19 protein-coding genes, 1 tRNA gene and 1 pseudogene are annotated in these 23,482 nt (G+C 45.1%); 2 read left to right on the top strand and 19 right to left on the bottom strand.

All coding sequences use genetic code 11. The annotated features are described in order from the left end of the window. Nucleotides 1–353 precede the first annotated feature (353 nt). Nucleotides 354–1,289, bottom strand: coding sequence for an FAD:protein FMN transferase (locus BSQ33_RS15210; protein ID WP_088134445.1), 936 nt, complete (start codon nucleotides 1,287–1,289; stop codon nucleotides 354–356). Between the two features lie 71 nt (nucleotides 1,290–1,360). Continuing rightward, complete coding sequence (locus BSQ33_RS15205; protein WP_088134444.1) at nucleotides 1,361–4,375, bottom strand: NADH-dependent flavin oxidoreductase; 3,015 nt, start codon at nucleotides 4,373–4,375, stop codon at nucleotides 1,361–1,363. 341 nt (nucleotides 4,376–4,716) lie between these two features. On the opposite strand from BSQ33_RS15205, the gene BSQ33_RS15200 reads away from it, so the two are divergent. Beyond that, nucleotides 4,717–5,697, top strand: a complete 981-nt coding sequence (locus tag BSQ33_RS15200; RefSeq protein WP_088134443.1) for an MDR family oxidoreductase — start codon at nucleotides 4,717–4,719, stop codon at nucleotides 5,695–5,697. A 22-nt stretch (nucleotides 5,698–5,719) separates the two neighbouring features. Here BSQ33_RS15200 and BSQ33_RS15195 read toward each other — a convergent pair whose 3' ends face one another. The 6 genes from BSQ33_RS15195 to BSQ33_RS15170 form a co-directional block, all read right to left on the bottom strand. After that, nucleotides 5,720–6,673: a LysR family transcriptional regulator gene (locus BSQ33_RS15195; RefSeq protein ID WP_021020181.1), complete on the bottom strand. Its 954-nt coding sequence runs from the start codon at nucleotides 6,671–6,673 to the stop codon at nucleotides 5,720–5,722. Nucleotides 6,674–6,944: 271 nt separating this feature from the next. After that, the gene (locus BSQ33_RS15190; protein WP_088134442.1) at nucleotides 6,945–10,607 is read right to left on the bottom strand and encodes a COR domain-containing protein; all 3,663 of its coding nucleotides are present in this window, start codon (nucleotides 10,605–10,607) and stop codon (nucleotides 6,945–6,947) included. Between the two features lie 194 nt (nucleotides 10,608–10,801). Beyond that, nucleotides 10,802–11,683 (bottom strand): HEPN domain-containing protein, encoded by an 882-nt coding sequence (locus BSQ33_RS15185; protein ID WP_088134441.1) that lies wholly within the window; start codon nucleotides 11,681–11,683, stop codon nucleotides 10,802–10,804. Between the two features lie 291 nt (nucleotides 11,684–11,974). Next, nucleotides 11,975–12,970, bottom strand: coding sequence for a ribonuclease T2 family protein (locus tag BSQ33_RS15180; RefSeq protein ID WP_088134440.1), 996 nt, complete (start codon nucleotides 12,968–12,970; stop codon nucleotides 11,975–11,977). A gap of 570 nt (nucleotides 12,971–13,540) precedes the next feature. Continuing rightward, nucleotides 13,541–13,628: transfer RNA gene (locus BSQ33_RS15175), tRNA-Ser, on the bottom strand. Nucleotides 13,629–13,783: 155 nt separating this feature from the next. Continuing rightward, entirely contained in the window at nucleotides 13,784–14,230 is a 447-nt protein-coding gene (locus BSQ33_RS15170) for an L-alanine exporter AlaE (protein WP_021020158.1), read from the bottom strand. A 295-nt stretch (nucleotides 14,231–14,525) separates the two neighbouring features. Between BSQ33_RS15170 and BSQ33_RS15165 the strand changes: the two genes are divergently transcribed. Continuing rightward, nucleotides 14,526–15,098, top strand: coding sequence for a UPF0149 family protein (locus tag BSQ33_RS15165; protein WP_027694167.1), 573 nt, complete (start codon nucleotides 14,526–14,528; stop codon nucleotides 15,096–15,098). Nucleotides 15,099–15,179: 81 nt separating this feature from the next. Here the strand turns inward: BSQ33_RS15165 and nadA are convergent, their stop codons facing one another. The 11 genes and pseudogenes from nadA to cydB all read right to left on the bottom strand — a co-directional run bounded on the left by nadA (nucleotide 15,180) and on the right by cydB (nucleotide 23,474). Then, nucleotides 15,180–16,241, bottom strand: coding sequence for a quinolinate synthase NadA (nadA, locus tag BSQ33_RS15160; protein WP_027694166.1), 1,062 nt, complete (start codon nucleotides 16,239–16,241; stop codon nucleotides 15,180–15,182). 195 nt (nucleotides 16,242–16,436) lie between these two features. Next, entirely contained in the window at nucleotides 16,437–17,219 is a 783-nt protein-coding gene (gene ybgF / locus BSQ33_RS15155; protein ID WP_021020155.1) for a tol-pal system protein YbgF, read from the bottom strand. Nucleotides 17,220–17,239: 20 nt separating this feature from the next. Then, nucleotides 17,240–17,782 carry a peptidoglycan-associated lipoprotein Pal gene (gene pal, locus BSQ33_RS15150; protein WP_021020154.1) on the bottom strand — a complete coding sequence of 181 codons (543 nt, stop codon included), beginning with the start codon at nucleotides 17,780–17,782 and terminating at the stop codon, nucleotides 17,240–17,242. Nucleotides 17,783–17,813: 31 nt separating this feature from the next. Continuing rightward, the gene (gene tolB / locus BSQ33_RS15145; RefSeq protein WP_021020153.1) at nucleotides 17,814–19,166 is read right to left on the bottom strand and encodes a Tol-Pal system beta propeller repeat protein TolB; all 1,353 of its coding nucleotides are present in this window, start codon (nucleotides 19,164–19,166) and stop codon (nucleotides 17,814–17,816) included. Nucleotides 19,167–19,200: 34 nt separating this feature from the next. After that, a complete protein-coding gene (tolA, locus tag BSQ33_RS15140) occupies nucleotides 19,201–20,211 on the bottom strand; it encodes a cell envelope integrity protein TolA (RefSeq protein ID WP_088134439.1) in 1,011 nt (336 codons plus the stop codon). 14 nt (nucleotides 20,212–20,225) lie between these two features. After that, a complete protein-coding gene (locus tag BSQ33_RS15135) occupies nucleotides 20,226–20,666 on the bottom strand; it encodes an ExbD/TolR family protein (RefSeq protein ID WP_021020151.1) in 441 nt (146 codons plus the stop codon). Between the two features lie 5 nt (nucleotides 20,667–20,671). Beyond that, a complete protein-coding gene (tolQ, locus tag BSQ33_RS15130; protein ID WP_021020150.1) occupies nucleotides 20,672–21,355 on the bottom strand; it encodes a protein TolQ in 684 nt (227 codons plus the stop codon). Next, a pseudogene (ybgC, locus tag BSQ33_RS15125) lies at nucleotides 21,345–21,766 on the bottom strand (tol-pal system-associated acyl-CoA thioesterase). Before ybgC ends, tolQ begins: the two are co-directional and overlap by 11 nt. 154 nt (nucleotides 21,767–21,920) lie before the next feature. Continuing rightward, nucleotides 21,921–22,223, bottom strand: coding sequence for a cyd operon YbgE family protein (locus BSQ33_RS15120; protein WP_021020148.1), 303 nt, complete (start codon nucleotides 22,221–22,223; stop codon nucleotides 21,921–21,923). Next, nucleotides 22,216–22,323, bottom strand: a complete 108-nt coding sequence (gene cydX / locus BSQ33_RS15115; RefSeq protein ID WP_021020147.1) for a cytochrome bd-I oxidase subunit CydX — start codon at nucleotides 22,321–22,323, stop codon at nucleotides 22,216–22,218. Before cydX ends, BSQ33_RS15120 begins: the two co-directional genes overlap by 8 nt. Nucleotides 22,324–22,337: 14 nt before the next feature. Continuing rightward, nucleotides 22,338–23,474, bottom strand: a complete 1,137-nt coding sequence (gene cydB, locus BSQ33_RS15110) for a cytochrome d ubiquinol oxidase subunit II (RefSeq protein WP_027694165.1) — start codon at nucleotides 23,472–23,474, stop codon at nucleotides 22,338–22,340. Between the last annotated feature and the right edge of the window lie 8 nt (nucleotides 23,475–23,482).

Raw genomic sequence — 23,482 nt, 5'->3', positions numbered from 1 at the left:
AGCTTGTTACTCAATAATAAAAACGTATCACGTAACTCTTAATTCAATAAAAGCATTCTCTGGATGCTAAATTCCAAGGCGGGTTTTATCTGTGACAATTTACAAATTGTAACCAAATGTAAATAAACAATATGGTTTTAATGGTTCAAATTCGACCTTATGTTTGCAAAAAACAAAATGTCGAATGCTTTGATGCAGTGCAACTGCTGTTCTCTGACGTTTGGATTGATGAGCAGAGTGTAAGGAATGGAACAAGGCAGGAAAACACACAAGGCAAGCAAGCGTCACCGGCGACACTGATTGAGCCACTTAACGATGACACGGCCCTGATGGAGACACGCGCGCTTTCTATGTCACTGCGTTCGTCCGACGAATCCACTGGTCGTCATTACCTCTCCTTGTATTGAAACAACAACCGCCTCAATCCCTTCGATCATGTTTAGAAAGCGGATCGATTGCGACGCTGAGGGAAGAAAACCCGCAGTACTCCAAATCTCGCCATCCACAGAACGCTCGGAAATAATCGTCAGACTCGCAATATCGGTTGAAATCGGCATCCCTGTTTTCCCGTCCAACAAGTGGTGATAACGCTGGCTATTTAATTCGAAGAAACGTTCATTGATACCAGAGGTGACCATCGACATCCCTTGCAACGGAACAATCCGTATCACATCACCTCGTTGAGACAATGGATTCTGAATCCCCACGTTCCAAGCCTGATTGGCATTCTTTGGTGAATGTCCGATTGTGAGCACATTGCCTCCCAGGCTGATAAAGCCGGACGCCACCCCCGCATCTGTCAGCTTTTGCTTCACTTGGTCAGCAAAATAACCTTTTGCAATCGCGCCCAGATCGATTTCCATCCCGGTTTGACGAAGGAACACGGAGTGCTCTTGCTCATTCAACATAATCTGAGTTGGGTCAACTAATGCCAGTTTTTCGTCAATGACCTCTGGCGACGGCACCGTCGCTTCTTGGAACCCAATGCGCCATGTTTTGACCAAAGGGCCAATGGCAATATTGAAAGGGGTCGTCATATCTTCACTATAGTATTGGCCGAGCTTGATCAGCTCAAACAGATCTGGGGCCACCACGACAGGCGCAATACCGGCATTTTGATTGACGCGCATCAACTCAGAATCGGCTTGATTTACGGTAAATCGAGTCGCGTAATCCTTTAATTGAACGTACGCATCTTTGATGAGCTGCTCACCGTCTGGATGGTAGACCACCAAATCAATAAAGGTCCCCATCATTTCAAATCTTGCGCTATAGCTATTCATGTTCATATCGTCATTGCGTGTTAACGAAAGAGGGGAGCTACGCTCCCCTCTGTACGGCCTACTTGCTTGAGATACAGCTACACCCGATTGGCTGCATTTGCACCCGCAATACGACCATATGTGAAGATATCAATCAATGCGTTGCCCCCTAAGCGGTTCCCGGCATGGATACCACCTGCGACTTCACCGGCAGCGTATAAGCCTTGGATAACATTGCCATCTTTACCAATGACACGCGCCTGTGTATCAATCTTCAAGCCACCCATGGTGTGGTGAACTGACGGTTGACGTGGTGTGGCATAAAACGGAGCCTGTGCCACTTTGAGGCCAAATGCACTCTTATTAAACTCAGGATCATGCCCTTGCTCTACACAATGATTGTACTGAGCGATGGTGTTCGACAATGTCTCTGCCGGCACACCAATTTTTTCAGCTAACTCTTCAATCGTGTCCGCTTTAATAATGGTGCCTTCTTTGATTTCTCGCTCGATAGTTTCATCTGAAGTATTTGCCGCAGTGTGACGAATATTCTCATCGGCAATCATATAAACGAGACCACCGTTATCGAAGAAGGATGCAGATAACACATCTCGACTTCCACACTCATCAACAAAGCGTTTGCCCTGTTGGTTCACAAACACAAAGTTTTCAGGTGGCACAATCAAGCCTGTCAGCAATGCACCTGATTTTGGATCACCAATTGGCATCAACTGAACAAAGCCCATACCGACAAGATCTGCACCTGCTTTTTCGCCAATCTCAATACCGTCACCAACCAGTGCTGGTGAGTTAGTTGTTTTGATATCGTCAGCAATTTCTTTCCAGTAGGTGTTGTACTTCTTGATCATTTGCGTATTTGCGCCAAAACCACCAGAAGCCATAACCACACCATTATTCACATGCAGAATCAGTTCTGTACCATCGGCCTGTACCGCTTTGATACCAACAACTTTGCCATCTTCAACCATCAGATCAGTTGCGCGAGTATCAGTGATAATGCGACCGTTCTGCTCCTGAATACGTTTTGATAGCTTGTCCACAAACTCAACACCTTTCTGGCGTTTTGGTTTATGTGCCCGACGCCATAATGCGCCGACTGGGATTTCAACAACACTGCGATCAAAATCGATGCCCTTCTCAGTCAGCCAATCAATTGACTCCATTGAACGAGACGTTAACGTCTCTACAAGATCATATTGACCATAAATCGATTCACCATTGAGGTCGGTACGTTTACCGCCCAGATAGGTTTGAATCCGGTGCAGTTCAACTGAATCAAAGAGGTACTGTTTGCCTGACTCTATATCAGTGAAATAGCCATCTAACTGAGATTTCAGTGTTCTAAAGTCTGCTAAATATTCGTCAACAAACTCAGACTCAGGTGTATTGGCGAGCTGCATTAACGTCTCTTTTTCACCGGGTAACGCTGCAAACTCACCCTGCCACGCAGGTTCTGCCGCATTGACCCATCCCCCCGTACGGACGGTGTTACCACCAATCGCAGGGAACTTTTCAAGTAAAATGACTGATTTGCCTTTATCCATGGCTGTCAATGTTGCACTTAAACCGGCACCACCGCCGCCAACAACCACAATATCAACGGTCTCTTCAATCGTTTTTGTTGACCACTCAACCGCTTCTCTTGCTTTACAGCGTAACGCTTCAGAGTTACCACCGGCGAGATCAACTGCGTTAGCAACACCATCAAGCACGGCTTGGCTACTGACGGTTGCACCTGAAATGACATCAATGTTCAGCGTTTGACCGTCTAGAATTTGTTGCGGAATACGTTCAAAGGCAGGGTTGGCAATTCCGTCAGATTCTTTTGATGAATCAACAAAGATATTGAGGATCTTATCTTCAGAGAAAGAGACTGTCACAGGTAAGTCATCGTTATGACCACGGCCATACGCTGTATATTCACCGGCGTTAAACTTGATCGGAATGCTCTGCAACTCTTTAATTCGTTGGTGCTTAATCGCTTCGGCTGCACTATCGACAATCATGTAATCCATGATTTCCCACAATGGGGTCGGGATTTGCAATGCCTCTTGTTGTGCGATGTCGGCAAACTCGGCACAAGATTCGCTGTTAAGCGCCTTCTCAGCCCAAGTTGGCTCAACCAAGAAGCCTTTACCCACGGCGACAATGTCGTACCCTTGTTCAATCGCTTTATCAGCATCACTGCGTTGCGCAATACCACCAACACCAATCACTGGCACCTGTGCCAAGGCGTCAGATTGTAGATGACGGTACTTGTTGATGAGCGGCTCTAGATCTTCCGGAGTCACAATCGAGTTCCGTGCCCAGCTCCCCATCGAGAAATGCAAATAATCCAAGCCACATGTCGCCAGTTTATCGAGCAGATACATGGTGTCATCAAAGCGGATACCCGGTTGTTCAATCTCTTCCGGAGAGAATCGGTAACCGATAATAAAATCAGCTTTATCGTGCGCTTGAACAACTGCTTTTGCCTTTGCGAGTACGGCGAGCGGGAAAGTTGTACGTTTCTCAATATCACCGCCCCATTTGTCGGTTCTGCGGTTTGAATGCGGAGAGAAAAATTGCTGGAGCAGATACGTGTTTGCACCGTGAATTTCGACCCCATCAAAACCGGCAAGAATCGCTCGATTCACTGCATCGCCAAAGCGTTCAATCATGTCTTCGATTTGCTCTTGGGTCATTTGCAATGGCGTTTCCGCATTATCACGCAAAGCTGCAACCGGACTGGCAGAGATAGGCTGATGCCCGCCGTTGAACTCTGGGTTCGCCATCCGTCCTGCATGGTAGATCTGCAAAATAGCCTTTGAGCCTTTTGCTTTAATGCCTTCAGCAAGCTTGCGTAACCCCGTGATTTTGCTATCGGTATCGATACCAAGCGCACCAGGGAATGCCCGGCCATATTTTTCAACAAACGCACTTTCGACGATGACAGCACCAGCATCACCCGAACGAGCAGCGTAATAATTGATCATTTCTTCCGTTACACCACCATCGAAAAATGCAGATTGAATCGTCATCGGTGCCATTACGATTCGGTTGTGCAGTTTGCCTCCTGACTGGAATATGATGTCATCGGTTAACTTAGCCATAAATTGTTCCTCTAATCGGTGAATTCTCATATCAAACGTGCCAACCACCTAAGGTTTCGGGTTCTAGTAGCCTGTTTCATATGAAAACTTCGGGATCAATAACCGTATTAATATCATGGAATTTAATATATGAGTAAAATGACTTATTTACATCAATACCATGATCATTGTGCATAGCTAACTTCAATGCGCACAACTCACCGCAATACACATCCATTCTCTATACTGGCAAGCACTATGATTATTATGCATAGCTAAATATGCTAAAGCTTCATTTAATTCATAGAGATATCAGCGCTAGACTGCGATGAGTTAATCATTACAATATTTGTGGAGAACCTATGTTTGACGCTTTGATCCTGAATCAAGAAGATAAAAAAACCGTTGCAACTATCGAACAACTCGATGAGTCACATCTCCCGGAAGGTGAAGTGTTAATCGCTGTCGATTACTCGTCACTGAACTATAAAGATGGCTTGGCTATTACAGGCAAAGGCAAAATCATTCGTAATTTTCCGATGGTGCCCGGAATTGATTTGGCAGGAAAAGTACTCAACTCTGATGATTCTCGTTATCAAGAAGGTGACTCTGTTGTATTGACAGGTTGGGGAGTCGGAGAAAACCACTGGGGAGGCATGGCACAAAAAGCGAGCCTGAAAGCGGACTGGCTTGTCCCTCTTCCACAGGGTCTCAACGCAAAACAAGCCATGATGGTCGGCACTGCTGGTTTTACTGCAATGCTTTGTGTTCAGGCTTTAATTGACGCAGACATTAAACCTGAAGACGGAACAATTCTGGTGACCGGCGCAAGTGGCGGTGTCGGCTCTGTCGCGGTCACGCTGTTATCTCAACTCAACTACAAAGTCGCCGCTGTTACAGGTCGTGTAGAACAAAATGGCCCGCTATTAGAAAAACTAGGTGCCTCTCAAATCATTGACCGTAGTGAATTTGACGAACCGGCCCGTCCGCTAGAAAAGCAAGTCTGGGCAGGTGCCATTGATACAGTTGGCAGCAAGATGTTGGCAAAAGTATTGGCTCAAATGGACTATAACAGTGCTGTCGCGGCCTGTGGTCTTGCTGGCGGGTTTGATCTGCCAACAACGGTTATGCCATTTATTTTGCGTAATGTCCGCTTGCAAGGTATTGATTCGGTCAGTTGCCCACGTGAAAAACGCATTGCCGCATGGGAAAAAATTGCCCAACTGCTACCAACGCATTATTTTGAGCAGGCGTGTACTGAAATAACATTAAATGAAGCGCCACAATATGCAGAGAAAATTACCACGGGTCAGACAACTGGTCGTGTGGTGATAAAGCTTTAAATCTCTATTGAGTAAGGCCCACTCAGGGCCTTACTTCATCCAACCCCATATCCTCTACTCGTTTGGCAATTAGCCTGCCACATTCTTCTTTTACGATGCTTCGCAACCATTCCTGTGCAGGCGAATGTTCACAACGAGGGTGCCAAATCATTGAATAATCAAATGGCGTAAAGTGAAAAGGTAAAGGTTTGACGATCAGGTCATAACGCTCAGACACTAAGTATGCCAAATCGGCAGGGACAGTGATAATGAGTGGCATCATATCGACAATCGCTAACGCAGCTTCTAAATGATATGCCCTCAGCACCATGCGCCGTTTAGGTTTATCTTCTAATGCCTGTTCAATGAGTGATTTAACCCCGTCACTGATCGCAATCATGGCATGGGGAAACCTCAAATAGTCATCGATCCCCATTTGTTCATTCGCCAACGGATGCTGCTTCGATAATAAACACAACACCCCGACACGACCCAATATTTCATAATGTAATGCTTCAATCGAGTGAATTGGGCGACAAATCGCTAAGTCTGCTCTGCCGTATGTGAGTTGATCTTTCAAATGTTCATTTTGTAGAGGTAAAAACTCAAACGCAACATTGGGGGCTTCCTGATAAATACGCGGTAAAGCAAATGGTAGAATGGTTTGCATTGCATAGTCAGTCGTCGCAATCGTGAATGTCTGATCACAAGACCTAGGATCGAAATCGATTGGGGACAAAAGTTGTCGAAGAGACTCAAGCGGTTCCCCTAAAGCCCGATTCACGGATAACGCTTTTTCTGTAGGAATAAGATACTGCCCTTGGCGTGTGAATAGAGGATCCGATAGTAAGCTACGTAATCGTCCTAAAACCCGACTCATTGCTGACTGACTGAGGTTTAAACGATTCGCTGCCCGGCTGACACTGCGCTCCTCAACCAGAATCCGTAATGCCACTAACAAGTTTAAATCTCGGCGATAAATCTCTTCTACTTCCATACCCAGTCTTCAGTGTGCTAACAATATCGATAGTGTAACCAATAAATTACGGAAAATATCTTTTTAAGTTGGAAACATTTTATGCAGATAAAATTCTTGATAGCCAAAAACGCACGGTGTTATACCATTGAAATGGGAAGGCCATTCCTGCCCACATTTTCCTTGAATGACGCCGATTGAAGACACTCTGAATCCTGCATCTTGAGGTTACTTGGGTATATATCCCATTTATTCCTCTAAAAATATCCTTTAAGAGAGAAAAGCAGCATACTCACGCCTCCCGAATCCGCTTCAATATCAGCTCAACCGTAGCATCCACTTGTAAGTCCGGGTGTCTTTCTGTCACTAAGTCACTGACCCATTTCAGTGTATTAACACAACTGTCGAGGAATGAACGCATGATTTCCAACTCCTTGATCGACTCAGCACCAGCTATCGCTGCCCCAAGTTCCTCAACTTGTGCATTCAGCTCAGTGCACTCTTTTTTCCAGTATGAAGCGATGCTTAATCTGTCTTTGAGTGAATCGATTTTTGCATCCGATAGCACGACAGGAATAACCCTGCCGACGAACTCCTCTTTCTGCCTTTGACAACGTTGGTAAATATGCCCCATCTCTTTCATGCAGTGCGCCGAATGAAGTGATTTTTCACTAATCAGCAAAACGATAAAATCACCACGGCCGATCTGTCGTTCAAACTTATCGATACTATCCCCGATGCTCATCGATTCTTTATCCCGATACACATCCAGCCAAGCCTGTTGCTCTATGTGTTGATAGATTTCATCACATCGCTGCTGGCGCTCATCGCTCTCAGCCCCCCAAGCATATGAAAAAAAGACTTTAGGTACAGGTGGTTGAACCGCTTCCCCCATCTCTGAAAACGGCTCTTTTGAACTGCGACTCTCCATAGATTCCTCCTGCTTCGGTGCACCTTTCAACCATTGTACTTGTGGCTTTGCCCCCAGCGCATGAGTCTCCTTGATTGAATCCACCAAGTGTTCAGCCAGTTCGCCTCCCTTTGCCCCTGCAATATGGATCCGGATATGCCCCGGACGACTAAAGCTATCAATATGTTCTTGAGTTAACTCAGATTCGGCAATCTCAAAGCACTCCAGCATCACTTTCACCTGATGTTTGCTGTCAAAATAGCAACACCCATAGCGCCAATAACAGGCGGCTGCTTTTGCGATGGAACCCATCCGACTCAGGATGACTCTTTGGGTCGCCTCATGTAAAAACGGGTAATCAAGCCGGATTTCAATATCCGGAACCGCCGACTGCCATATCTGAATTAGCTGTGCGCTAATACTGGCTTTATCTGGCAAGGCATCCGGAGCAATGTATTGATTCACTTCAATTTCAAAGCAGACGCCACATTGCTGCATCATCTTGATAAATAGTGCTTCATCTCCTGCATTCTCCGGGTTGTCCCATAACAGGCGGCGCAAAGTCTCCTGAGAGAATTTCCCCTGATTTTCTCTTAATTGTGGCAACGCAATATCTCGCTCCAACAGTAGGTAAACGCCTTGTAATGCCCACGCCTGATCCAGAATCAGATCGTTATTAAAATGCCCTTGACGGAAGAACACACAGCCCGACTGATGCAGGTATTTTGCCAGTGTATACGGTGCCGATACATGAGAGGCTTGGCATAGTGCCTCAAATTGTTCGAAACACATCCGTTTTTCACCATCATCATAGTGATTTTGGAGCAACTGACGGACCTTCAACCAGGTTTTAGGAAGCCATATCTCACCGTTGACCGCCAACTGATATTTCACCGCCCTGTCAAACTGGGCGTGGAACAGCTCAAGCCCATCTTCGGCTTTTGCGCTACAAGCCACTCGTTTTAATCGCTTCAGCGGTGTCGGATGTGGAATCGGTTCAGGCAACTCCTGAGCCGGCGAATCACACTGGGACTGACACACCATCACATTGGCCTGTTCCCCGACCAGAGAATTCAGATAGGCCAACCAGTAACTCAAAGGTTTGTTGCGAATAGTTAACTGATCACAACAGATCAGGTCTGTATTTTCCGCCTCAGGATGCCATAACAGTAGGTAAATCGCTTGCTTATCAATAAACATCGTATGCGTACTCAGATAAACATCCTGACCGCCGAAATCCCAGGTATGAATCTGTGCGCCACTCTTATGGGTGAACTGGTTGATTTGAATGCCGTGGGTACTGGGAACAGAAACATCAAAACTGTCACCGCGCAAACGACGGGCCAACTGGGTTTTTCCAATCCGACCATTGCCCAACAACATCACTTTTAAAGCCTCAGGGGATTCATACCCACTGGTTTGCAAGTCATGATACCAATCCTCAACTGCGCGTTGATTAAAGTCCTCAGTCAGTTCAACAGGCACATGCTCTATCGGTAAACGACCCAAAATAGATAATCTTGGGAATTGAGTAATGATGTGCTCTCCGACTTCCCATGACAGACTGCTCAGGTTGCTACACCCTCTCACATTCAACGAGGTCAATTGCGACAAACCTTCGATTCCGGACAGACTGCTCAGGTTGCTACACCCACCCACACTCAACGAAGTCAGCTGAGACAAACCTTCGATGCCGGACAGACTGCTCAGATTCTCACACCCAAACACATTCAACCAGGTCAATTGCGACAAACCTTCGATGCCGGGCAGACTGCTCAGGTTGCTACACCCAAACACATTCAACGAGGTCAATTGCGACAAACCTTCGATGCCGGACAGACTGCTCAGGTTGTCACACTCACCCACATTCAACGAAGTCAATTGCGACAAGCCTTCGATTCCGGACAGACTGCTCAGGCTGTCACACCCAAACACATTCAACCAGGTCAGCTGAGACAAACCTGCGATGCCGGACAGACTGCTCAGGTTGCTACACCACCTCACATTCAACGAGGTCAATTGCGACAAACCTTTGATGCCGGACAGACTGCTCAGGTTGTCACACCCACTCACATCCAACGAAGTCAGCTGAGACAGCCCTTCTATGCTGGACAGATTCTTCACATTCAACAAGGTCAGCTGAGACAAACCTTCGATTCCGGACAGACTGCTCAGGTTGTCACACCAACTCACTGCCAACGAGGTCAGCTGAGACAAACCTTCGATGCCGGACAGACTGCTCAGGTTGTAACACCCACTCACATCCAACGAAGTCAGCTGAGACAAACCTTCGATTCCGGACAGACTGCTCAGATTCTCACACCCACCCACATTCAACGAGGTCAGCTGAGACAAACCTGCTATGCCGGACAGACTGCTCAGATTTCTACACCAACTCATATTCAACGAAGTCAATTGCGACAAGCCTGCTATGCCGGACAGACTGCTCAGGTTGTCACACCAACTCACATTCAACGAGGTCAACCGAGACAAACCTGCTATGCCGGACAGACTGCTCAGATTCTTACACCAACTCATATTCAACGAAGTCAATTGCGACAAGCCTTCGATGCCGGACAGACTACTCAGGTTGCCACACTCTCTCACATTCAACGAAGTCAATTGCGACAAGCCTTCGATTTCGGACAGACTGCTCAGGTTGCTACACCCACCCACATTCAATGAGGTCAATTGCGACAAGTCTTCGATTTCGGACAGACTGCTCAGGTTGCTACACCCACCCACATTTAACGAGGTCAGCTGAGACAAACCTTCGATTCCGGATAGACTGCTCAGGTTGTCACACCTACTCACATCCAACGAAGTCAGCTGAGACAAACCTTCGATTCCGAATAGACTGCTCAGATTTCTACACCCACTCACATTCAACGAGGTTAACTGCTGCGAGAGCTTTTCAAGCTGTGGGGGGAGTTGCCTGAGATTTAATTGGCTTAAATCGAGATGATTCTGGCCGGTGGCTAAAGCTTGCTCAATGAGGCGATTGGATTCACGTAAGGCACCAGGGTGTTCGAATGGACTCATCATATGTATTCCCGAGATTAAACAACGGATGATTATTTGTTATTAATCAAGATATCGCATAATCATGGATTGGCATAATCCTCAGACATAGAAAGATCGATGCGATCAATTATGCAATATAGATGAAGGATGCCAAAAGTCTTATGGTCTCTGAAACCACAAAATGATCGGTACATTCCCCTCCTTCCTCAAATAGCCTAAACCTCAAGTCGCGTCAGACAAACTTGCTCCACCAGCCCTTTCAGCTTCTCCACTTCCCCTTGCAGATACACCAGTTCTTCTTCGGTGATTTCGTAATGCATCGAGTAACGGGCGTCGATGTAGGCACGTTGCAGGCGGCGGAAGCTGCGACGGTGGAATTTGTCGTCCATCGGGAAGATATCAGCGAAAGCAAGATCTTGCTCGGCGCAATATTTTTTCAGTTTCTCGATATTATGGGTTTTGGGTAGGTAGTTGGTCTGCACCAGTAACGTACAGGCGAAAAAACGTTCCGTGGCTTGATGGAGTAGGAATGCAGAATGATTCAACCACTTTTGCTCGTGAAATGAAAATTCAAAAGAACGCAAAAACTGCTGAGAACTCGTAAACCAATGATCAAAATGCCCCTGCGCAATCTCTCGATGCTCTTCTTCGGTTAAGTTCCCCGGTTCAGCGAGCTCCTTCCCATTGGCGTTATAAAGCAAGATACCTTGTTCACGAATATCGGTAAAAAAGTAATGACCTTTTTGTAGTTGTTCATTGACCTCTTTGAGCGTATGAACGATCAGCCCCAGCGGCGCGCTTTTGACTTTACGGTCGATCTGCTCTTCGGCCCTGCGCCAGACGAGATCCTCTTCCACCAGCGAGGGTTTGTTGACGATCACTAGAATGTCGTAGTCACTGACATAGCCGTTGGGAATATCGCTCACCCAACCGCCTTTGGCATGGCTGCCAAACAGAATGATTTTCAGGATCCGAAATTCAGCTTTACTCCCCTGCTTACCAACGAGGTATTCTTCCAGCGTATCGCGCAAAATGGCCGAGATCAGCGCAAGTTCATGCTGTTTACGTTCGGGAAGATGGTCGAGTGAAGTCTTCATACCTGAATGATTTGAATCGGTTAGTGAACAATGCCCACAGTGTGGCGAGCTGCTGCGCAAAAGTCTATGGTTTTTCACCAGTTTGAATCCGTATCGCAGCTTTTCCCGAGGCACTTCACATCAATGTATTCTCATGCTGCAACATTGAGTTCAGCGGGATTTTATCTTTCAATTTGATTGATTTAGATAACTTTCAGAAATAAAACCCGGATTGAACCGGGTTTTATACCAATGTAATCACAAGAAGGAGGCGGGAAAACCGCCTTCTTTTTTATCCGTCAGAACGGATGATTAAAAGCCGATTTCATCCACAGTGAAGCTGCTGCCACATTGGTTAGAAAACTTCGGATCAGCATCCATCATTAAGCTTGCAAGGGAAGCATTTTCATCCAGTTGTTTCGGCAAATTAATATAGACATCCACTAATTTTCTGTTCTTACATGAAATCTGTAACCGTTTATACGCTCCATCGAAAAAGGCCTGATCCACAACATCAAAAAAGTCCTGCGTGGAGACAGATTCACCGAGATGCTCCTGCATGAAATAAGCGACATTCTGGTTAAACTCTTTTTGCAGACGAATCGCAGTTTTAAAATATTCATCCGCGTTTCTTTGCGTCTGGCAGGTACCATGCTTGTACCATTCATGACGTTGTAAACAAGAACCATAGGCTGCACTTGGCATATATTGTCCCAGTAATGCCAGCGTCGATGATGGCATCGGAACCGCATCATAGCTGCAAAAAGGACTCACCGAGTGAGAATAACTGCCACAGAATCCGTAACTTGTGCCACAAGAAGCTTTATTCGGCCATAAACCATGCAGGGTAAAGTTTCCGGCCTGATAAGCGCTGGAATCCGTGACTTTACATTCAGGCTTTGACGTGTGTGTTTCACAGAAAGCTGGCTGCCAGCTGAGAGCAAAGACATAACTGTCTTCCTGACCCGCCGTTGAACATCTGCCAGAACCCGAGCTGCCAGATGAAGAAGAATCATCACCTTTTACCTCACCACAACTGACAGAGACCCAACGCAACTGCGGATTAGCATTTTCAACCACCACCCGGTACCAGGTGGCGTCATTTTTATTCGCCTCACGAATTTGGTAAGACTGCCCGGAAACCAGATAGATGTTACCAGGATTGGTTTTCTTGTTTTTTGATTGATAAGCCGGACATGACTGGCTGGCATAAAAAGTACCAGAGAAAGTCACCGCGGAACTCTGCCCGACAACACCGAACAACAGTGCCAGGGCAGAAAAAACAGCCAACAGAGTTTTTAGTTTCATTTAACAAATTTCCTGTATAAGTATGTGTAAGCGTCGCAATACTAAACATATCAAATTAAATAAGAAAGAAGTTAAATAAAACTTAGTGTCATATTATTTTTGCGAAATAATCATGACACTGTTTTTTTCACCGGACATGCCGCAATAACCGGGTCAATCCCGGTTTAGTCTTCCAGTTCATGGGATAAAAATCATTGGAAGGACTGCCCCTTAAAGCTCCCAGCCAGAGCGGATAATTCAGACCTGATGCCATCTCTTTTATCCGGTTTAGATACAAGTGTTATAGAAAGGTATACGGACACAAAAAAGAGATGTAGTGATTTCTGGTGTATGTGTTGAAGGGATCGCGGTGTATCTCCTGTTGATTGATCTCGGCAGATCAACAACCAACAGGAGACTGCTGCGCAAAAGTCTATGGTTTTTCACCAGTTTGAATCCGTATCGCTGCTTTTCCCGAGGCACTTCACATCAATGTATTCTCATGCTGCAACATTGATTTTCCGGTATAGATTTCAGCAACGAATTTCAGAAACGAAAAAGGCCGCAGACGAATGTCTACGGCCTTGAATGTGGCGGTGAGTGAGAGATTCGAACTCTCGATACGTTGCCGTATACACACTTTCCAGGCGTGCTCCTTCAGCCACTCGGACAACTCACCGAATCGTTGAAATTATTGTTTCAACGGGGCGCTAATTTAATGATTCTTCGGAAGAAGGTCAAGGAGAAAAATCGTAAAAACCGCCCTTTGACAATCAAATGGTTATTAATTAGCTGATTGGCCGATTATCTGAACAATCAGTAACCGTGCATGAATCATACATGGTAATAACCGGGTACCCGGAACCAGCGTCGGCAACAATCGAGAAAGTAACCGTAAACGACTCCCATACCGCAAGAAATCACAGCATTGATAGAAACGGCTGTGACGATCTGATCATATGTCGCCCCTACCGCCAGTAAAATTCCCACATAGACTGGTGATTGAAATGCGACATAAGCAAACAAGTCACAAATATTTTTCATCCATCCGCTGGGAGAAAGGCGCCGTCCGGATCTCAGAATAAGATCACGAAAGAGCCCATATGGCCAAGCAATGGCAATATTGACTGGGATCGAAAGCAGCCTCGAAGATAATGACTGTTCCAGCGTCATTCCCGAGATAAACACCTCAATGCCCATACCTGTCACGAAGCAAAATACCACCATAGCAAATGTATCGGCAGCTGCATTGCGAACACAAAAAGGCGCGCTATTTTTCATTTCATCTCACCCAGACAAACAACACTATTTATGCGCATTAGAACACAATAATTACGAAATTAATCACTAATTATTTTAAAATAAACTGAATATAAAACCAAAAAACAAACACAAAACCAGTTTAAAAAACTACAAAAAATAAATGGTTAATAATTTGTAAATTAAGAAACAAAATTAAAACAACTATCTGAAAAATCAGTCGTTTCAAAAGAAACAGATTGGATGTCTCGCAACTTCTTCCAATTTCAAATACCATAACGGTCCACCCACTCAATCGATTTAATGAAGCATGAATGTGACACTAACTGAAATTATTGCGTCGGTAGAACAGCCCGAACAACTGCTCAATGAACATCAGATGACGGGATTTATTGTTGCTCTCGCGGCAACACCTTATCTGATTTCACCGGAAGAATGGCTTCCCTATCTTTGGGGAGGGAGTGATGTCGCACCGTTCGCGGAACCCTCTCATCTTGAGATGTATTGCCAACACGTGGTTCAACACTGGAATACAGCCCGGGAATCATTACTCAGTGGTTCATGGCAATGGCCAGCTTCATGTCAGTTGGATGATGAAGAAATTGTCAATCAAGCGACGCGGGACTTCTGTGAAGGCATGTTACAAGGCTGGCAGTTGACCAGAGATGACTGGGAAGCCCTGATGCCGCCTGAAACAGAAAATGGCGCCTTATTGGGCGGTGTGTTGCTGTCCATTACCATGCTTTATGACCCAGAAACCTCACTGGTAACATTGAATGAAGCGGGTGCGGATGCAATGGCTCAGTTCGAAGAGATTTACCAGGCGGTGCCCGTCATGCTATCCGGACTCAGCCAACGTGCACTGGCGATTGCTGAATCTGACGATTAAAAACGGGATATATTCAACACATCAAAAAAAGAAGGCGATGGTAACATCGCCTTCTTTTTTATTATCGGATTCACATCCCACTCAGGCATTGCCTTTGACAGAGACATTCAACTGCTCAGCGAAATCCAACATGCGGTTCAACGGGATCAGAGACTTAACCCGAATCGACTCATCCACAAAGATTTCGTGTTCCTCTCCCCCGTCTCTGAGGGCTTTCTCGATGGCCTGGAGCCCGTTCATCGCCATCCAAGGGCAATGCGCACAACTTCGGCATGTCGCGCCAGCACCGGCTGTAGGCGCTTCAATCAGCTCTTTTTCAGGCACAAGTTGCTGCATTTTGAAGAAAATACCTTTATCCGTTGCCACGATCATTTGTGGATGTGGTAAAGCTTTTGCAGCTTTGATTAATTGACTGGTTGATCCGACTGCATCAGCCAGTTCAACAACACTGGAAGGTGATTCGGGGTGAACTAAAACAGCCGCTTTGGGATATAACGCTTTCATTTTTTTCAACGCATCGGCTGAAAACTCATCATGGACAATACATTCACCATGCCAAAGCAACATATCAGCACCAGTTTTGGTTGCAATATATCCCCCCAGATGGCGGTCGGGTCCCCAGATGATTTTCTTATCTTCCGAATCCAGATGTTCAACAATTTCTAATGCGATGCTGGATGTCACCACCCAGTCGGCTCTGGCTTTGACCGCTGCAGAAGTATTCGCATACACGACAACGGTATGATCTGGGTGAGCGTCACAGAAAGCGGAAAATTCTTCCACGGGGCATCCAAGATCCAGAGAACATTCCGCTTCCAATGTTGGCATCAGAATGCGTTTTTCTGGTGTCAGGATTTTAGCGGACTCACCCATAAAGCGCACACCAGCAATCAACAGTGTCTTGGCTGGATGTCGATTGCCGAATTTCGCCATTTCCAGTGAGTCACCGACAAATCCACCGGTTGCTTCAGCCAACGCCTGAATTTCAGGATCTGTGTAGTAATGGGCAATCAAGACGGCGTCTTTCTCGATTAAGAGACGCTTGATCTCGTCTATATAGAATGCTTTCTGTTCTTTTGAGAGAGGTACCGGCTTCGGTGGAAATGGGTACACGGTTTCAATCTGTTCTGTGATATGGCTCATTGCTTTTGCTCTACGCAATTTCCAGTAATTAGCGCATTTTACACGCTCTTTACAACGTGTCAAAAGCCAGTCTGGCGACTCATTGATAAAATAATTGATAATGAAAAACATAAAGGAGAACCGAGGTTCTCCTTTTGTGTGCATTCGAGATGCAAATATTAGCGCTGACAAAGCAATTAAAGTTTACCCATACTACTATTTTGCTATAGATCGTTTTGCAGATTCAGCAGAAGCGGTATCAGGATATTCATCAATCACCTGTTGATAATACTGATTCGCTAACTTTGTGTTCTTGCGACGTTTCTCAACATCACCTAATTTGACTAATGCATCCGCACGTTTATTCGATTTAGGGAAATCCAACACAGCTTTAAAGCTTTCAACCGCTTTATCATCCTGTCGTTTGGCATAGTAAAGTTGACCTAACCAATAATGTGCATTTGGCGCAAAATTAGATTTGGGGAAATCACGCTGAAATTTAGTGAAGGCGTTAATCGCACCAGAATAATCTTTTTTCTTCAAGATCAAATCAACAGCATTTTGATAAGCCGTTTGCTCATCAGCATTTTCGCTGTACGTACCAGAGGATGCCGATTGATCATTGGTTGTTGAACCTGATTGTGCCCCATCACTACGCTTTGAATTGAGCTTTTCTCTAAGATTATCAATTTCAACAAATAATTCTCTCTGTCGATCAAGCATCTTGCCCATATCGTGAGAGTTCTTCTCTACCTGACCACGCAGATGTTGAATCTCGGTCGCCATTTCATCAATCTGTTGCTGCATTTGCACTCGCAACTGACTACTGTTTTGAAGTAGACGTTCCAGACGATCAATTCTCGTCTCAGGGCTCCCCGAAGTCGCATGTTGCTCCATGCCTTCACTTAGGTCCGATACTGGAGCGGGTACAGCAAGCACTGGGCTTGCTGTACTGACCAGTAACATAAGCATCATTGGTCGCTTTAAGTTACCGAACATGTTTAATCAAACTCTTCAGATTAGTAAACAATCACTGCACGACGGTTTTTTGCGTATGCAGCTTCGTTATGTCCACGTACTAATGGTTTTTCTTCACCATAGCTAACAATTGACATTTGGCTGGTTTGTACACCAAGAGCCTGAAGGTATTTATATACAGCTTCTGCACGGCGCTCACCCAAAGCAATGTTGTACTCAGGCGTACCACGCTCATCGGCATGACCTTCAATTGTAACGTGAACTCTTGGATGCTTACTCAGATAAGAGGCATGAGTTGACAGCATATCTTTATAATCTGATGCAATTGTTGAATTATCAAAAGCAAAGAATACGGTTTGCTCTTGCATAACCTTATCTTTTTGTTCCTGCTCAGAAAGCTTACCATCATCAGTCATGGGTGATACAACAGTTGTATCTGTGCTCTCTGCGGAGCCGGATGTAGATTGGTTAGTCGTCGTCTCATTTCCTGAGGCACTCACTGCATCATCACTTGAACTACACGCAGTAACCGCGAGTACTGGTAGTGCAATCAATAGCCCTTTAAGAACTTTATTCAGTTGCATCTTCTTTTCCTTATTTTTTAATCATGACTCATTACAAAAACGGTGACCACGCCGGCGCTCTTACGCGTCCGTTTGTTTCTGGTAACCTGGCTTTAAATCGCCCGTCAATAGAAACCATAGATAATACATTGGTTTTATTGTATATCGAACTATAAATAACCATACCACCGTTAGGCGCAATACTTGGAGACTCATCGAGCAAAGTTCTTGTCAGAATTTGCACGCTGCCGGTTTCCAAATCTTGCTTTGCCAAGTTAAATCCTGACTGGTTTTTATTCACCATGATCAAGAATTTTCCATCAGGCGTAATCTGCCCACCTAAATTTTGTGAGCCCTGCCAAGTAAGACGATTTGTCACGCCAGAAGACAAATCTACTTTATATATCTGTGGTTTACCACCCCGATCTGAGGTAAATATCAGAGATTTTCCATCTGGATACCAAAAAGGCTCTGTATTATTTGATCTGCCCCGCGTTATTTGACGAATTTTCTTCGTCGCTAAATCCATGATATAGACCTGTAAGCTTCCCGATTTCGACAAGACTATGGCTAATGATTTACCGTCTGGTGAGAATACTGGCGCGCCATTGTGACGAGGAAATGACGATATTTTTTCACGTTTTCCCGTATAAATGTTCATGACGTAGATTTCAGCATGTCCATTTTGGAAACTGACATAAGCCAGCTTTTTACCATCCGGAGACCAAGCAGGCGACATTAATGGTTGTTTAGAGCTAAGAACTAGCCGTTCATTGTAACCATCATAGTCTGAGATTCTCAGCTGATAAGGATACTTCTCACCGTCATGTACAACGACATAAGCAATTCGCGTTAAAAACGCGCCTTTATCCCCAGTCAATTTTTCATAGACTAAATCAGAAATACGATGGGCGTACTCACGAAGACGCTTCGGTGAAACCGTCGCAATATTATTGAGTAATACATAATCTTTTGACTCAACAAGTTGACCATCCTCTGTGAGGGACTGCCTTTTACCTTTTAGTAATTGCGCCTGAACGATATCAACCAACTGGTAATGGATAACATAATTACCCGCTGCATTTTGCTTGATGGTTCCGGTCAATAATGAATCGACCCCGAGGCGGGTCCATGCATCCACATCGACAGCGGACTCGTCATAAGGCGTCTGGGGCATATTACTGGTCGCAACAGGGCTAAACTTACCACTTCGCTGTAAATCTGAAGCGACGACACCTGAAACATCTTCTGGTAATTGCCCCTTACCCTCCCATTGAAACGGAACGATCGCGATCGGCCTCGCTGAGTTAATCCCATCAGTAATGACGAGCTCTAATGCTGCATTTGCGGTGTGTATGCCTGATATTACGAGGAACATACAACTCAAAATCAATCGCTGTAACACAAGCTTTTCCTTTTCTCTGATACTTCAGTCAAAATTATATATTCGGTTCAACGGTTATATTAATATCTTTTAGCTTATTGATAACATCCGAGTCATCTTTTGGCAGAGGAAAAGACGGAACCTGAGCAACCGCTCGCTGTGTTGCAGCACAAACGGCCGAGTTTCCCCCTAATACTTTCAAACTACCAACAATTGCACCGCTCCCTGTAGGAATCAGGTGCAGATTAACCCGACAATTTTTACCTTTAAACGTATCTTCTACGCGTAAATTTTGCCGGATGAGCTGTTTGTAGATTTCGCCATAACGTCCAACTTCGCTAGCAATATATTGACTTCGAGCACTAGAGTTTTGTTGCTCTTCAGCCTGTAGACCGGAAAAAATATCATCTAAAGCCGCTTCCCGTTGCTTTCTTTCTTTTTCCAGTTTTTTCAGGCGCTCTTTTTCCTGTCGAGCCTTCTCAGCAGCAGCCTTTGCTGCTTTCTCTTTGGCTAAACGTTCCCGTTCTGCTTTCTGAGCGGCCTCACGCTCTTTACGTGCTTTTTCTGCCGCTAGTTTGGCCGCTTTCTCGCGTTCAATTCGCTGCTGTTCCGCTTTTGCAATGGCTGCTTCTTTTGCTTTCCTTGCAGCCTCAGCTTTCGCGGCGCGCCGTTCTTCAGCTTGTCGCTCTTGCTCTTTCTGCTTACGCTGCTGCTCCGCTTTTCTGGCTGCTTTCGCCTCACGGGCTTGTTGTTCTTTTAACTGCCGGATTCGCTCTTCTTCAGCTCGACGATTCTCTTCAAGACGTTCACTTTCACGTCGTAAACGATCAAGTCGATCTTTTTCCTTGCGGGCAGCAGCTTCTCGAGTCGCCTTAATCTGTTGCGCCTGCTGATGCACCAATGCTGGATCAATCACGACCGCCTGAACCATATTACCGGTCGGACGCGGCTTTTCCTGATAAAACTGTCCGCCCCAAAGCAATAAACCAATTAAAATCGCATGTAACACGATAGAAATTATCAGCGGTTTTGTAAAACCTGAGCGCTTATCTTCTCTCTTTTTCATGAAGGTTATACTGCTTATTCCCTGATATCTGTTAACAAACCAACCTTTGGAATACCAGCTTTACTCAGCTCATCCAACACATGCACAATCTCTGCATAGGGGCTTGTCGCCTCACCACCGACTGCAACAGGTGAATCTGGATGTAAACTCAGCTCAGCTTTTACCAGAACAATAGCATCCTGTAAGGATAGTCCCCGTTTGAAAGGTTCATTATTGATACTGACTCCCAAGCTACCTTCCTTATTGATCTCGACAATAATGAAGCTACCATCGTCACCGACCAAATCGGAGGCCGGTTTTGCTGTTTCGGTTTTTGGTAGTTCAACATCCACGCCCTGAGTGATAAACGGAGATGTCACCATAAAAATGATTAACAAAACCAGCATCACATCTATATAGGGTACCACATTAATTTCTGCGGTCATTTTACGCTTCTTTGGTTGGTAACCTGTCATAAAGCTTACTCCCTACCAGTCATTGCCTGACGATGAAGGATACTATGAAACTCCTCAGAGAATGTCGCGTAATTCATTTCAAGTTTACTGACAACGGTTGTCAGTCGGTTGTAAGCCATCACCGCTGGAATGGCAGCGAAAAGCCCCATAGCTGTTGCAACAAGCGCTTCTGCGATTCCGGGCGCAACCATTGCTAATGTTGCTTGTTTTACCGCACCTAACGCAATAAATGCGTGCATAATCCCCCATACTGTTCCAAACAACCCGATGTAAGGGCTAATTGAACCGACGGTCGCCAGAAACGGTAGATGAGTTTCCAATGATTCAACTTCTCGGGAGACCGCAACTCGCATGGCTCTTGCAGTCCCATCCATGACAAAACTAGCTTCGCCGGCATGGTTTTTTCTTAATCGGGCGAATTCAGTAAAACCGGAATAGAAAATTTCTTCACTGCCACTCAACTGGTCTTTTCTACCTTTTACGTCTTGGTATAAAACCGCTAAATCAGTGCCGGACCAGAAACGGTCCTCAAATGAAGCTGCTTGCTTTTCAGCAGCCGATAATGCTTTGGTTCTTTTAAAAATCATCGCCCATGACATGATAGACATGCCCAAGAGAATCATCATCACCACTTTGACTAGAAAACTAGCCTGTAAAAAAAGATCAAGTATTGAAATTTCAGCACTCACTGTTTACTTCTCCGAAAATACTGTGTCGGGAATACCTTGGGGTTTCATTTTTTGCATGTCAATATATGCTACCTTAACTATTGCTCGACACAATACCTCTTCACGAGGATTAACCAGCTCCTGACAGTATATTAAAGAAGCCTTTTTTCTCTCGGTTAGCTGAGTTAAAACGACTAAATTGTCATCCAGACGTGCAGGTTTCAGAAAATCAATCTCCATGCTTCGGACCACAAAGCCACATTTTTGTTCCAATAACTCTCGCTGACATACCCCTTGCTCTCGGAGCATTTCCGTTCGCGCACGTTCAAAAAATTTAAGATAGTTTGAATGGTATACAACACCGCCAGCATCGGTATCTTCATAATAGATCGTCACAGGAAAGCGAAAAAAAGCTGATTTAGAATGATGCACTTAACGTCCCTCAACGGATTCACAACAATCGTTTACTATAACGCAACTCAAACACTTTCGCATGAGTGAGACGAAATGAATTTTGATTTTTTGGACAAAAAACGCAGCCTGAAGGCTGCGTTTTCTTTTATCGATAGGATACTGGTCGTTGAATTCAGCTTATTCGAATCAAACTGAAATAAACCAATATGCATCCGGCGAGATAAGGTGAAAATAGAATCTGCCAAAACCATCGTCTCGGCTTAAAGCCGACACCGAAGATCATGCTGGCACAGATAGCCAAGATCAGCAGAGCGACGACTCCCAGATTAAAACCACCAATTGCTGCTGCATAAGTGTGTGGATTCCACATCAACAACGCAACATGGTAGAAAGCAAGGCCCATTAACAGTATTCGATAAAAGATACGATCAATGGGACGATGCCACTGCGCAACTAAGGCAGAAAAATCATTCACTATCTTTATCCATCATCTCTGCATGTTCTAACCACAGTGCATTGATGATGCCGAAAGAACAAGCCAGTAAGACGCCTAAAATCCATGCAAAATACCACATAACTTAGCTCCTCGTTAATAAAGTGAATTTTTGTTGTCTTCGACATACTTATTATTGATACGACCGAACATTTTATAGTACGTCCAACAAGTATACCCAAGAATAATTGGTACCATGACAAAGGCAATACCAGTCATCAGTTGTAACGTCAGCTCACTGGATGTTGAATCCCATATGGTCAGACTGTTACTTGGTGCCATACTTGAAGGCATAATGAACGGGAACATCGCAAATCCAGCCGTGAAGATAACGCCGGCATTCGTCAAACTCGAAGCAATAAATGCGATACCGCCTTTTTCCATTCGAGATGCAATCGCAGCAATCAATGGCATCGCGGTACCAAGAATAGGTGCCAACCATAACAATGGATATTGATTGAAGTTTGCCATCCACGCACCAGATTCACGAGCGACTTCTTTATTCAATGGGTTTGACGATGCAAGATGATCCATTGTACTGGTGATGACATAACCATCGATGTGTTGAACCCAAAAACCAGCAGCTACAAAAAGAACCGCGACAAGTACACCACAAAGCTGAGCAACGCTACGAGCTCGCGTATGTACAGCATCAGAGGTCTTCATTTGTAACCAAGACGCACCTTGAAGCACAAACATCAGGACACTAACCAGACCACATACAATACCAAATGGATTCAGTAGTCCGAAGAATGAACCATGATAACTTGGCATCAAAAATTCATTCAGTGCAAAAGGAACACCTTGTAATAAATTACCAAATGCAACACCAATGATCAGAGGTGGTACAAAGCCACTGATAGAGATACAGATATCCCAAATACTGCGCCATTTGGTATCTTCAATTTTTGAACGATAGTCTAGCCCTACAGGACGGAGCCATAAAGCAGCCAAAGTCACGATCATTGCAAGGTAGAAACCGGAAAATGATGTTGCGTAGACCAAAGGCCATGCAGCAAATAAAGCACCACCCGCAGTAATTAACCAAACCTGGTTACCATCCCAGTGAGGTGCAATCGAGTTGATCATGACACGACGCTCTGTGTCATTTTTCCCGATGATCGGCACCAAGGCACCGACCCCCATATCGAATCCATCTGCAATAGCGAAGCCGACAAACAGCACACCAATCAGGATCCACCATATAAATCGTAAGATTTCGTAATCCATAATATTATTCT

This window comes from Vibrio gazogenes (genome assembly GCF_002196515.1).
GTDB lineage: Bacteria > Pseudomonadota > Gammaproteobacteria > Enterobacterales > Vibrionaceae > Vibrio > Vibrio gazogenes_A.
This window is presented reverse-complemented; position numbering and strand designations above follow the sequence as displayed.

Bases quoted from the DNA above. Each gene is read 5' to 3' on its own strand.
- BSQ33_RS15210 (WP_088134445.1), bottom strand. From the start codon at position 1,289: ATGAACATGAATAGCTATAGCGCAAGATTTGAAATGATGGGGACCTTT.
- BSQ33_RS15205 (WP_088134444.1), bottom strand. From the start codon at position 4,375: ATGGCTAAGTTAACCGATGACATCATATTCCAGTCAGGAGGCAAACTG.
- BSQ33_RS15200 (WP_088134443.1), top strand. From the start codon at position 4,717: ATGTTTGACGCTTTGATCCTGAATCAAGAAGATAAAAAAACCGTTGCA.
- BSQ33_RS15195 (WP_021020181.1), bottom strand. From the start codon at position 6,673: ATGGAAGTAGAAGAGATTTATCGCCGAGATTTAAACTTGTTAGTGGCA.
- BSQ33_RS15190 (WP_088134442.1), bottom strand. From the start codon at position 10,607: ATGATGAGTCCATTCGAACACCCTGGTGCCTTACGTGAATCCAATCGC.
- BSQ33_RS15185 (WP_088134441.1), bottom strand. From the start codon at position 11,683: ATGAAGACTTCACTCGACCATCTTCCCGAACGTAAACAGCATGAACTT.
- BSQ33_RS15180 (WP_088134440.1), bottom strand. From the start codon at position 12,970: ATGAAACTAAAAACTCTGTTGGCTGTTTTTTCTGCCCTGGCACTGTTG.
- BSQ33_RS15170 (WP_021020158.1), bottom strand. From the start codon at position 14,230: ATGAAAAATAGCGCGCCTTTTTGTGTTCGCAATGCAGCTGCCGATACA.
- nadA (WP_027694166.1), bottom strand. From the start codon at position 16,241: ATGAGCCATATCACAGAACAGATTGAAACCGTGTACCCATTTCCACCG.
- ybgF (WP_021020155.1), bottom strand. From the start codon at position 17,219: ATGTTCGGTAACTTAAAGCGACCAATGATGCTTATGTTACTGGTCAGT.
- pal (WP_021020154.1), bottom strand. From the start codon at position 17,782: ATGCAACTGAATAAAGTTCTTAAAGGGCTATTGATTGCACTACCAGTA.
- tolA (WP_088134439.1), bottom strand. From the start codon at position 20,211: ATGAAAAAGAGAGAAGATAAGCGCTCAGGTTTTACAAAACCGCTGATA.
- BSQ33_RS15135 (WP_021020151.1), bottom strand. From the start codon at position 20,666: ATGACAGGTTACCAACCAAAGAAGCGTAAAATGACCGCAGAAATTAAT.
- cydX (WP_021020147.1), bottom strand. From the start codon at position 22,323: ATGTGGTATTTTGCATGGATTTTAGGCGTCTTACTGGCTTGTTCTTTC.